Origin of the sequence: Clostridium tertium (assembly GCF_902652255.1) — a bacterium.
Lineage (GTDB): Bacteria > Bacillota > Clostridia > Clostridiales > Clostridiaceae > Clostridium > Clostridium tertium_A.
On record NZ_CACRTO010000008.1, the window covers coordinates 202,953 to 215,136 of the forward strand.

Below are 12,184 nucleotides of genomic sequence, written 5' to 3' on the forward strand. Positions count from 1 at the left end.
AGGAGAATCCATGATTAATTCAATTAATAAAAATATATATTATTTATCTAGTATAGGGCTAGAGAAAGTCCTTGTAATTGATGGGGACAGTATGTCTATAATAAGTGAAATTAATGTTGGATCAAGACCTCATGAAATAGTAGTAGATGAAAAAAATAATGTATATATTGCAACGGATAGAAATGGAACTATAACAGTTATAGATTATAATACTAAACAAAATAGAAAACTTTATATGCCTAATAACGGGAATATAAAAGTGGATTTCTCCTCAAAAAAGATATATGTCTGTAATACAGAGGCTATATGTATTTATAATTTAATTACAGGTGATTTTATAGATAATATTGAAGGGTTTATGGCAGTAGATAGTATAGATATAGATAAAAGAAGAAAAAGATTATATGCTTTAGATATTTTTAAAAACAATATTAATGTATATGATACTGAAAATCTTAAGCTTTTAAATATATATAGAGATATTGGAGATACTCCAAATCATATTTTTGTTAGTGATTCTGGAAAATATATTTATATAGCAAATAAAGGATTAAGTAGAAGCGGTAATAAAGGTAGCATATCAATTTTAGATGTGGAAGATGAAAATATATCCAATATAAGTTTTAAAGATGGATCAGTAATATCTTATTTGGAAGGGTATTCAAATATCTTATACGCAGTAAATATTGGACTTAACACTATTGAATTTATTGATACTATAAATAAGAAAATTATAAATTCAATTAAACCTTCTGGTGGAACACCACAAAGAGTTAAGCTTTCCAGAGATAAAGATCTTCTTTTAATAACTAGTAAAAATTTTAATGGACAAGGTGCTTTAGATATAGTTGACCTAAATAAAGGAGAGATTATTAAAACATTTAATATAGATGAAAATAATACTATACCATATGATATTGGAATAGTTACAGAGGGCATAACTAATGAAGATATTTTAATACCTACAATAGAGGAAAAATGGAAAGGAGAAGAAGGTTGTACTATATTAGCTAAGAAACTTTTATCAACATATAATGAAAAGATTATTTTTCAAAAAGTACTAGTTGAAGTAGATGGTAACAGATATAAAGGTTTAAATATTCAAGAAGCAACTTTTGAAAATTGTAAGATAAAGGATAGTACTAAAGTGTTTGAAGTAATAGAAAATAGAGAGGATTATACTACTTTTAAATTCGATTTTAACATTCCTTATTACATTAAAGCTATAGCAGAAGGTGGGGAAAGGGTTGTATTTAAAGGGGGAATAAGTGGAAGGTTAAAGGCTGTTTTATATATTTCTAATAAATTTAGTAGTGAAGATATACAAATAACAGTGAAATCATCTACTAGCTTGTTAAAATCCCCTAATATTGTAGACAGCTATATAAAATTAGATGTAAGTACTTTAATATCAGTTTATGCTACTACAGAGGAACTTATTAACGTTCCTGTATATGAGGAACCAATAAGATATAAAGGAGAGTATACTAATGGAAAATAGATTTAATAATTATTATTTAGTTAGATATAACCCTAGTATTTTATTGAAATTTTCATATAAAGAAAGTATAGGTATATATTATGAGCTTATAAAGGATGGTAAAAGGTTAGAAGGAAAGATAATTCATAAGAATGCTTTTAGGCATTTCAATATATTTTATTCTAAGGATTTATCTATAAATTTAATATGCCAAGATATATGTGGAGATATTATTTTGTACAAATTAAGAAAAGGTAAGTGGTCTTTCAAAGCCTTGCTTTATATGAAGTACAATAAGATATCTCCTATTAATTTTTATGGATATGAAAATAATAAAGAGCTAAAGTTTTTATATAGTGATTCAAATTATGGACAAGGTGATGTGGTTTCGATATGTTTCAATAAGTACTTAGAATATGATTTTAACAAAATCATATTTAGAGAAAAAAATATTAAATCTTTAGATTATAAGTTTTTCTCAAATAAAGAAAGTGATTTTATACTTATTTCAGCAATAGAGTCTAATGACAAAAAGTTAATAATAAGACAAATAGACAGTGAAAATGAGAGTTCAACTTATACAAAGGACATTACTATAGAACACTATGAATATGATGATATGAGTTTTTTACCTATGAATCAAAAATGTCATTTTTTATTCCTAAAAGAATATGATGAATTAAGGACAATTAATTATAAGGTTTTTTATTATAAGGATGAAAAGTATTATTGCAAAGAGTATATATTGTTTAAAGGGAGCGATATAAAATCCTGTATATTAAGGGAAGAGCATGGAGTAATTTTTGCATTTTGGATCAGTAATAACAATTTATACAGTGCTTTTTTTATAGATGAAATAAAGGGGTTTTCTAAGCCTGTTATCTATAAAAATATTAATGGGGAAAATATAAGAAAAATATATTTATATAATAGGGGTGAGACTATGGAAACATATGTCTTGGAGGATGCCTTAGAATTAAGATTAATTGTTGAGGAGGTATTCAAAGAAGGAGTTTATAATATTACCACAAATCATTTATAGAAATTAATTAAACAGGGAGGTAATATAAATGGAATTCAATATACTTATTGGAGGAAGTGCTGGACAAGGACTTGATACTGTAAGTAATTTTATAGAAAAATCAATAAAAAAAGCTGGATTATATACTTTCTCTAATAAAGATTATATGTCAAGGGTTAGAGGAGGACATAACTTCATTCAAATTAGGTTTGGAGAAAAGTTAATATACTCTCATAAAAATAAATTAGATTTAATATTAGCATTAGATGAAAATACTATAATTTATCATAAAGATAGATTAAAGGATGATGGAATAATAATTGCTGATAATAGTATAAAAAATGATGATAAAAAATTGATAAAGCTAGGTCTTCTAGATACTGCAAAGTCTTTAGGATTATCTAAGGCTTTTACATCAGTTGCTGCTGGTGTAGTATTAAAATATTTTTCCGTTGATATAAAGGAAACTTTTAATTACTTTAGTAGTAAACTTTCAGAAGATATTAGAAATAAAAATATAGAGGCAGTTAAGTTAGGATATGATTTAATTGATTCTAAATATAGTTTAAAAGGCAAAGATTTATCTAATCACCTATTAATAGATGGAAATAATGCAATTGCTTTGGGAGCTCTTGCAGGAGGACTAAACTTCTATTCCGCATATCCAATGACACCTGCAACTAGCATAATGACTTATCTAGCGAAAAAACAAGTTGATACTAATATAGTAGTAGATCAAGCAGAAGATGAAATAGCGGCTATAAACTTTGCAATTGGAGCATCATATGCAGGAGCCAGGGCTATGACAGGAAGTTCAGGTGGAGGAATATCCTTAATGGTTGAAGCTTTTGGACTTGCTGGAATAACAGAAACACCAGTTGTAGTTGTTGACTCACAAAGACCAGGACCTGCAACAGGCCTTCCAACTAGAACTGAACAAAGTGATTTAAGCTTTCTTTTAACTGCTGCACAAGGTGAATTCCCAAGGGCTGTAATAAGTGTTAGAAATGCAGAAGATGCTTTTTATAAAACTGTTAAGGCCTTGAATTTGGCAGATAAATATCAAACACTAGTAATTTTATTGACTGATCAATATTTAGCTGATTCTACTGTTATCATACCTAAGTATGATTTAAGTAAGGTTAAAATAGAAAGTTATATAGATGATGGTAATGATTTATTAGATGGAGAAGAGTATAAGAGATATAAAATTACTAGCAATGGAATTTCTAAAAGAATGATACCAGGAAATAATAAGGGACAAACAGTATTAGTAGATAGTGATGAGCATACAGAGGAAGCACATATCACTGAGGAAGCTGAAGTAAGAAATGCCCAAATGGAAAAGAGAATGAAAAAATTAAATTTACTTAAAGAAGAAATGGAAGAACCTGAACTTATTGGAAATGAAGATTTTGAAATTTTATTAGTAGGTTTTGGTTCCACTTATGGGGCACTGAAAGATGCTATTGAAGAGTTAAATAAAAATTCTAAAAAAGTATCAGCTTTAAGTTTTGGAGATTTATATCCATTACCTGAAAAGAATTTAAGAAAATACTATTCAAAGGCTAAGAAGATAATAAATGTTGAACAAAACTATCTAGGACAGCTTGGAAAATTAATAACACAAGAAACTGGAATATTAATGAGCAACAGCGTTTTGAAATATGATGGAAGACAATTAAATGGTGAGGATATTATAGAGGCCTTAGAAAAGGAGGGGATTTAATGCTAGATTTAAGTTTATATAAAAGCAATGATGAAAATGCTTGGTGCCCAGGGTGCGGCAATTTTGGAATATTGATTGCTCTTAAAGAAGCATTAGCAGAACTTTCAATAAAACCTGAAGAACTTGTTTTAGTATCAGGAATAGGTCAGGCTGCTAAAACTCCACATTATATTAAGGCAAATGGTTTTAATGGATTGCACGGAAGGGCATTGCCACCTGCACAAGCAATAAAAATGGTAAATAAAAATTTAAATGTGATAGTAACTAGTGGAGATGGAGATTCTTATGGAGAAGGTGGAAATCATTTTATTCATAATATAAGAAGAAATGTAGACATGCTTCATATGGTTCATAACAATCAAATTTATGGATTAACTAAAGGGCAAGGTTCTCCGACAACTGGAAAAGGCCATGTTACTTCAATGCAGTTTGAAGGAGTATATGTAGAACCATTAAATCCTATAGCTCTTGCAATTAGTGCTGGTGCTACCTTTGTTGCAAGAAGTTTTTCAGCAGATAAGGTACATCTAAAAGAAATGATAAAAGCTGCAATAAATCATAAGGGATATGCCTTGCTTGATATAATGCAACCTTGTATAGTTTTTAATAAAATTAACACATTTAAATGGTATAAAGATAGAATATATAAATTAGATGATAGCTACGATTCAAGTAGTAAATTTAATGCTTTAGAAAAAGCAGAAGAGTTTGGTGATGAAGGTATTCCTATTGGTATCATATATGAAGATACAACAAAGAAAAGTTATGATGAACTTCATCCTGTACTAAGCCAAGGATTTAATTTGATAGAAAGAAAATGGGATCCAAAAGATACTGAAAAACTCATAGATGAATTCCTATTTAATTAAAGACAATTTTTAAATATAATAATATAAAGGCAGATGTTCTAAATAGTGAACTTCTGTCTTTTTTCTTTAAGTATTAATTTAAAAGTTTCATTATTCTTTCACTCTTGTGATTATGTCACATAAATAATTTTAGATATAGAGTACAATTAATTTAAAGTTAAAAATAATTTAGGAGATGATGAGATGTTTGGTTTATTTAATAAGAATTCAGGAAAGGTTATAAATGTAAATGACATTGATAATTTAATAGGAAAGATTGATTTAATAGATATAAGAGAGCCATTTGAATATAAGTCAGGTAGTATAAAAACAGCTAAGAATGTTCCAATGGGAGATCTTTTAGAAGAACCAGAAAAGTATTTAGAAAAGAACAAGGAATATCATATTGTTTGTCAATCAGGTGGTAGAAGCCAAAGAGCTTGTAGCAAATTAACAGGTTTAGGATTTGATGTAGTAAATGTTGCTGGTGGAGTTGGATCTTATGTAGGAAGCAAGAGAAAATAGCAGAAAAAGATAACTAAAGTAATAATTTTAATGAAGAATGAAAAGTTAAGGATAAAACTCTTATAAAAGTTTTTGAAATTAATATTTTTAAACTTTAGACGACATTATATAAGGGATAAAGGGAAAATTCCTTAGAAGTATTAAATTTTTATTTTTTAGTAATTTGGAACAAATTACATCAACAATTATTTATTATTAATTGTTAATTATTAATTAGGTTGCTTTAAAGGCAACTAATGGGAGGTTATTTTATGAAAAAAATATTAATAGTTGGTGGAGTAGCAGGCGGAGCTTCAGCTGCAGCTAGATTAAGAAGGCTAAGTGAAGAAGACAATATAATAATGTTTGAAAAGGGGCCTCATGTATCATTTTCAAACTGTTCACTTCCATATCACTTAAGCGGAATAATAGAGGAAGCTGATAAATTAGTTCTTATGAGTCCTGAAAAGTTTAAATCACAATATAATATTGAAGCAAGAGTAAGTAGTGAAGTTGTTTCAATAGACAGAGAGAATAAGGAAATAGAAGTTAAAAACTATTTAACTGGAGACATTTATAGAGAAAGCTATGATAAGTTAATTTTATCTCCAGGAGCAAAACCAATAGTACCTAATATTCCAGGGATGGATAAGGTTAATGTATTTACTATTAGAAATGTTGTGGATATAGATAAGTTAAATAGATTTGTAAAAGATCTTGATGCTAAAGATATTGCTGTAATAGGTGGTGGATTTATAGGAGTCGAAGCTGCGGAAAACTTAAGAGAAGCTGGATATAATGTAGCATTAATTGAAGCAATGGATCAAATATTAAAGCCTTTTGATTATGATATGGTTCAAATCTTACATAAGGAAATGTATGATAAAGGAATTAATCTGATAGTTAGAGACAAGGTAGAAAACTTTGAAGAAAATAAAGTAGTATTAAATTCAGGTAAGAAAGTTACAGCTAAGGCTGTAGTTATGGCTATAGGAGTTTCACCAGAAATAACTTTAGCTAAAGATGCAGGTCTTGAAATAGGTTCAACTGGTGCCATAAAGGTAGATAGTAATTATAAAACTAGTGATAATGATATTTATGCAGTTGGAGATGCAATTGAGGTATATAATGCATTAACTCACTCTATGACAAAACTATCATTAGCTGGACCAGCTTTAAAGCAAGCAAGATCTATAGCAGACCATATTAATGGTAAAAAGGGAATAAATAAAGGATATATAGGTTCTTCTGCAATAAAGGTTTTCGATTTTAATGCAGCATCAACTGGTTTAAATGAAGGATTAATTAAAGCCTTAAATATGAATATAAACTATGATGTCGTAAGATTAATTACTAATGATAAAGTAGGTATTATGCCAGATGCAAAGCCACTTCACTTTAAACTAGTTTATGAAGTTCCAACAGGAAAAGTTTTAGGGGCCCAAGCTATAGGTAAGGGTGATGCATCTAAGAGAGTAGATATAATAGCTACACTTATTAAACTAGGTGGAACAGTAGAAGACTTAAAGGACTTAGAATTATGTTACGCTCCACCATATAGTACAGCAAAGGATGTTGTAAATTATGCTGGCTATATAGCTTCCAATATTTTAAATGGAGACTTTAAACAAGTTAATGTAGACAAAGTAAGAGAATTAGTTGAAAACAATGCTTATATAGTAGATGTAAGAGAAGTTAGAGAATTTGAAAACGGACATATTAAGGGAGCTAAGAATATTCCATTAAGTCAATTGAGAGAAAGAGTAAATGAAATACCAAAAGATATTCCAGTTTACTTACATTGTAGAACAGGGCAAAGAAGTTATAATGCTACATTAGTACTTCAAAATCTTGGATATACAAATGTTCATAATATAACAGGAAGTTTCTTAGGTTTATCTTACTATGAATATTATAATGATATGTCAACTGGAAGAGAACCAATAGTAACTAAGTATAATTTTAATTAAATATAAAGTGCTTAAGGTGTTGTCGCACAATGAAAAATTAAGAATTCATAATGGAAAATCAACGAAAAAACTCCCGAAGGAGTTTTGAAAATAAACTAATTTTAGTAATTCTGTAAGAATTACATCAATAATTTTTAATTCTTAATTTGGGCTGTTTGTGCGACAGTCCTAAGTATATAAAATGTAAAAAAAGGGGTTGTTGAACTACTATTTTAGTGAGACAACTTTTTCTATAAAAACTAATGGATAATAATTATTGCATAATAATTATTAAGTTACAATTTTAGATTTAAATAAGGAGGATTTATTAATGAAACGTTTAGAAAATAAAGTGGCTATTATTACAGGAGGAGCACAAGGTATGGGTGCATCTCATGTAAGATTATTTGTAAGTGAAGGTGCGAAAGTTGTCTTTACAGATTTAAATGAAGAGGCAGGTAGAACATTAGAACAAGAAATAGGTGGTAATGCAAGATTTATTAAACATGATGTTACCGATGCTGAAGGATGGGATAAAGTTATAGAAGAAACTGAAGAAATATTTGGATCAGTTAATATTTTAGTGAATAATGCTGGTATATCTATGAATAAATCTATTTTAGAAATTACTGAAGCAGAATACAGAAAAATTGTAGATATAAATCAGATATCTGTTTTTCTTGGAATTAAAGCAGTAGCTCCTTCTATGAAAAAAACAGGAACAGCTTCAATAATAAATATTTCATCTATAAATGGAATAGTAGGTGGAGCAATTGGTTATACAGATACGAAGTTTGCAGTTCGTGGAATGACAAAGGCAGCAGCACTTCAATTATCACCATTTGGAATAAGAGTTAACTCAGTGCATCCAGGTGTAATAGAAACACCAATGGTTACTAAGGGAGATTCATATGAAGTAATTAAGGAACTTGCTAAACAAATTCCAATGAGAAGGATAGCTAAGCCTGAAGAGGTTTCTAATATAGTCCTTTATCTTGCTTCAGATGAATCAAGATATTCAACAGGAGCTGAATTCATTGTAGATGGTGGATTAACTGCAATGTAGATTAAGTCCAGGATATCTAAGTGACTATGTAGATATTTATCATAAAAAGTTCATATAATTTATATATTTAAATTTCTTTTAGAAAATATGAATTGATAGATAAGATAAACAAATTATTAAATAATAAAAAATAATATGTTTATAAAAATTTTAAATAAAATGAACAAGAAAAGCTTAGTGTTACACCACTAGGCTTTTCTTAAATGGATCAACTTAATATATATTTTATGTATTTAATAATTATTTATACAAATTTTTCATATTAATGTGTTAAAATATAGTGTATAAGATAAGATATGTAAGTATTATTACTGTATAAGTATATTATTTGTATAAAAGTAATAAAACAATATAAGAATGGAGAGTGACATTATGAAAAAGGTAGAAGAAAGATTTTTAGAATATGTAAAAATGAATACAAAATCAGATGAAACAACTAGAGTAACTCCAAGTACTAAGGGACAATTAGTATTAGCTGAGAAGTTATATAATGAATTAAAAGAATTAGGGTTAAAGGATGCAAGAATAAGTGAATATGGATATGTTTATGCTACATTAGAAAAGAACTGCAATAAAGATATACCTACTATAGGTTTTATAGCTCATATGGATACAGCTCCAGATTATAGTGGAGAAAATGTAAAGCCTCAAATAGTAGAAAATTATGATGGAGGAGATATTAAACTAAATGATTCAGTTGTATTATCCCCTAAGTTTTCACCAGAATTAAAGCAATATGTAGGACAAAGATTAATTACTACAGATGGAACTACACTTTTAGGTGCAGATGATAAGGCTGGTCTTGCTGAAATAATGACAGCAGTTGAGTACTTAATTAATCATCCTGAAATAGAGCATGGAGATATAAAAGTAGGATTTACTCCTGATGAAGAGATAGGTGAAGGAGCAGATCATTTCGATGTTCAAGGATTTGGAGCTGACTTTGCTTATACTATGGATGGAGGAAGAATAGGAGAACTTGAATTTGAAAACTTTAATGCTGCAGGATTAAAGGTTAAAATCAAAGGAGTTAATGTTCATCCAGGTTATGCTAAAGATAAGATGTTAAATTCTATCATGGTAGCTAATGAATTTATAAATAGTCTTCCATTAAATGAAGTTCCTGAAAAAACAGAAAAATATGAAGGATTCTATCACTTAACAGATATAGAAGCAACTGTTGAAAATACTACATTAAGTTATATTATTAGAGATTTCTTTACAGATACTTTTGAAGCAAGAAAAAATAAGATAAGAGAAATTGAAAAAGAATTAAATGAAAAGTATGGAGCAGGTACAGTAGTTGCTGAGATAAAAGATCAATATAATAATATGAAAGAAAAAATAGAACCTTTAATGCATATAGTTGAAAATGCAAAAGAAGCAATGATTGAAGCAAATATAACTCCTAATATTAGACCAATAAGAGGAGGTACAGATGGAGCAAGATTATCATTTATGGGACTTCCAACTCCTAATATATTTGCAGGCGGAGAAAACTTCCACGGTAAGTATGAGTATGTACCAGTTGAATCTTTAGAAAAAGCTGTAGAAGTGATAGTTAATATAGTAAAAAGATACGGCAATGCTAGCGCACAATAAAAAAACTAAAAATAAATAATGAACAATTAGGATAAAATTCTTACATAGTTTAATAGATTATTTTTATTAATTTACTTAGAGATGTAAGAAGTAATAGATATAAAAGAGATCATTGCAATTATAATATATAGAAAAGTTTTGCAATGATCTTTTTATTAATTTGGAACAAATTACTCCAATAATTATTATTAATTGTTAACTGTTAATTGACAAAGGGGGTGTTGTTTATTCATAGTTATGATATTTATATTCTAATTAAATTAGTATTAAGTTTGTATGTGGCTTGGACAAGTATAGAAAATAATGAGATTAATATCTTAGTAGTATTATTTATACTAATTTATATAATAGTTATATTTATAAAAGGGATGGTAATTAAATATGATGTTCTATATAAAAGTTTATTTATTATAGAAGCTCTTCTAGCAATTTTCTTTACTACTAGATATATAAGTTCAGCTATATTAATGATTTGTATTTTAATTGCTGAATATTTTATAAAAGAAAAAAAGAGAATATATATTGGAATTATTTTATATATAGCACCATTAATTCTTGTTATAAATGATAGTAATATAAAAAATATAATTATGATTTTAATTATTATATTAGTATTAGTTATAAGCTATGAACTAAATATAAAAAAAATCATGGATTTAGATAGAATACAAGAGGAACAAAGAAAGTTAATTTATAATTTACAAAAGAAAATGTCAGATGAACGTAATCTTCAAGAACAAATATTAAGCACAGCAAGATTAGAAGAAAGAAATAAAATTTCTTCTAGACTTCATGATAAGATTGGACATACTATTTCGGGTACATTACTTCAATTAGAAGCTAGTAAGTACATATTGAATAATGATAAAGAAAAAGGATTTTCAATGTTAGATACTTGTATTGAAAATCTAAGAAACGGTATGGAAGAGATAAGGATGACTTTAAGAAATATAAAACCAGCAGAAGAGGAGCTTGGTATAAATAGAATAAGAAAAACATTAGATGAAAAGATAAAGGATACTGATATTAAAGGAAAGGTATCTTATAGTGGTGATTTAGATAAAATAAGTGCTAATATATGGATAGTCTTTATTCAAATTATTCAAGAGTTAACAACAAACTCTATAAAATATTCTAAAGGTAATTTAATTTTAGTTAATATAGAAGTGTTGAATAAAATTATCAAGTTGGAAGTTAAAGATAATGGCAAAGGTTGTACTAATATTAAGAAAGGTATTGGACTAAGGAATATAGAGGAAAGTATAAGTAAATTAAATGGTAAATTAGTAATAAATAGTGAAGAGGGATTTGGTATTATTATTTTAATTCCATGCTAGGGGGAAAGTATGAGTATAAAGTTAGTAATTGCAGATGATGATGTTTTAATTAGAGAAAGTCTAAAAATTATATTGTCTTATGATAATGAAATAGAAGTAGTAGATACTTTTGAAAACGGAAAAGAACTTGTTGACTTTTTATTAAAAAATGCAGTAGATATTGCATTAGTAGATGTTAGAATGCCTATTTTAAATGGTGTAAAAGCAACTTCTGAGATAGTGAAAAGCACTAAAACGAAGGTCATAATATTAACCACCTTCGACGAAGATGAGTATATTAGGGAAGGTATAAAAAATGGGGCTATGGGATATTTACTAAAGAATACTAAGCCTGATAAAATAATTGAAACTATAAAGATTGTTAATAATGGAATAGCAGTAATACAGAAAGAAATTTTAAGTAAACTTAGTAGTAATATTATGGACAATGATAATAGAAGAGAGAAAATAGATAAATCTTTATTTACTGAGAGAGAACTTGAGGTAATGGAGGCAATATCAGAAGGATTAAGTAATAAGGAAATATCTAAAAAAATTTACATTTCTGAAGGTACAGTAAAAAATTATATAACTTCAATATTACAGAAAACAAATTTAACTCATAGAACTCAAATTGCTATTTATTATATAAAAGGCTTTATAAAATAA

At 27.8% G+C, this 12,184-nt stretch carries 10 protein-coding genes; all 10 read left to right on the plus strand.

Annotated elements, in window-relative coordinates:
* The first annotated feature begins 10 nt into the window (after positions 1-10).
* The 10 genes from GPX08_RS03620 (at position 11) to GPX08_RS03665 (ending at position 12,184) form a co-directional block, all read left to right on the plus strand.
* On the plus strand, positions 11-1,501 hold the full coding sequence (locus tag GPX08_RS03620) for a hypothetical protein (protein ID WP_156625479.1): 1,491 nt from the start codon (positions 11-13) through the stop codon (positions 1,499-1,501).
* Positions 1,491-2,522 carry a hypothetical protein gene (locus tag GPX08_RS03625; RefSeq protein WP_156625480.1) on the plus strand — a complete coding sequence of 344 codons (1,032 nt, stop codon included), beginning with the start codon at positions 1,491-1,493 and terminating at the stop codon, positions 2,520-2,522. Before GPX08_RS03620 ends, GPX08_RS03625 begins: the two co-directional genes overlap by 11 nt.
* A 28-nt stretch (positions 2,523-2,550) precedes the next feature.
* Positions 2,551-4,230, plus strand: coding sequence for a 2-oxoacid:acceptor oxidoreductase subunit alpha (locus GPX08_RS03630; protein WP_156625482.1), 1,680 nt, complete (start codon positions 2,551-2,553; stop codon positions 4,228-4,230).
* Positions 4,230-5,099, plus strand: a complete 870-nt coding sequence (locus tag GPX08_RS03635) for a 2-oxoacid ferredoxin oxidoreductase (protein WP_156625484.1) — start codon at positions 4,230-4,232, stop codon at positions 5,097-5,099. Before GPX08_RS03630 ends, GPX08_RS03635 begins: the two co-directional genes overlap by 1 nt.
* A gap of 183 nt (positions 5,100-5,282) precedes the next feature.
* The gene (locus tag GPX08_RS03640) at positions 5,283-5,603 is read left to right on the plus strand and encodes a rhodanese-like domain-containing protein (RefSeq protein ID WP_156625486.1); all 321 of its coding nucleotides are present in this window, start codon (positions 5,283-5,285) and stop codon (positions 5,601-5,603) included.
* A gap of 251 nt (positions 5,604-5,854) precedes the next feature.
* The gene (locus GPX08_RS03645; protein WP_156625487.1) at positions 5,855-7,552 is read left to right on the plus strand and encodes a pyridine nucleotide-disulfide oxidoreductase; all 1,698 of its coding nucleotides are present in this window, start codon (positions 5,855-5,857) and stop codon (positions 7,550-7,552) included.
* 310 nt (positions 7,553-7,862) lie between these two features.
* Complete coding sequence (locus tag GPX08_RS03650) at positions 7,863-8,597, plus strand: glucose 1-dehydrogenase (protein ID WP_156625489.1); 735 nt, start codon at positions 7,863-7,865, stop codon at positions 8,595-8,597.
* 372 nt (positions 8,598-8,969) lie between these two features.
* Positions 8,970-10,199: a peptidase T gene (pepT, locus tag GPX08_RS03655; protein ID WP_156625490.1), complete on the plus strand. Its 1,230-nt coding sequence runs from the start codon at positions 8,970-8,972 to the stop codon at positions 10,197-10,199.
* A gap of 221 nt (positions 10,200-10,420) precedes the next feature.
* Positions 10,421-11,536, plus strand: coding sequence for a hypothetical protein (locus tag GPX08_RS03660; protein ID WP_156625492.1), 1,116 nt, complete (start codon positions 10,421-10,423; stop codon positions 11,534-11,536).
* A gap of 9 nt (positions 11,537-11,545) precedes the next feature.
* Positions 11,546-12,184 carry a response regulator gene (locus GPX08_RS03665; protein WP_156625494.1) on the plus strand — a complete coding sequence of 213 codons (639 nt, stop codon included), beginning with the start codon at positions 11,546-11,548 and terminating at the stop codon, positions 12,182-12,184.

What these genes read in the sequence shown, in the direction of transcription:
- GPX08_RS03620 (WP_156625479.1), top strand. Translation starts at nt 11, where the DNA reads ATGATTAATTCAATTAATAAAAATATATATTATTTATCTAGTATAGGG.
- GPX08_RS03625 (WP_156625480.1), top strand. Translation starts at nt 1,491, where the DNA reads ATGGAAAATAGATTTAATAATTATTATTTAGTTAGATATAACCCTAGT.
- GPX08_RS03630 (WP_156625482.1), top strand. Translation starts at nt 2,551, where the DNA reads ATGGAATTCAATATACTTATTGGAGGAAGTGCTGGACAAGGACTTGAT.
- GPX08_RS03635 (WP_156625484.1), top strand. Translation starts at nt 4,230, where the DNA reads ATGCTAGATTTAAGTTTATATAAAAGCAATGATGAAAATGCTTGGTGC.
- GPX08_RS03640 (WP_156625486.1), top strand. Translation starts at nt 5,283, where the DNA reads ATGTTTGGTTTATTTAATAAGAATTCAGGAAAGGTTATAAATGTAAAT.
- GPX08_RS03645 (WP_156625487.1), top strand. Translation starts at nt 5,855, where the DNA reads ATGAAAAAAATATTAATAGTTGGTGGAGTAGCAGGCGGAGCTTCAGCT.
- GPX08_RS03650 (WP_156625489.1), top strand. Translation starts at nt 7,863, where the DNA reads ATGAAACGTTTAGAAAATAAAGTGGCTATTATTACAGGAGGAGCACAA.
- pepT (WP_156625490.1), top strand. Translation starts at nt 8,970, where the DNA reads ATGAAAAAGGTAGAAGAAAGATTTTTAGAATATGTAAAAATGAATACA.
- GPX08_RS03665 (WP_156625494.1), top strand. Translation starts at nt 11,546, where the DNA reads ATGAGTATAAAGTTAGTAATTGCAGATGATGATGTTTTAATTAGAGAA.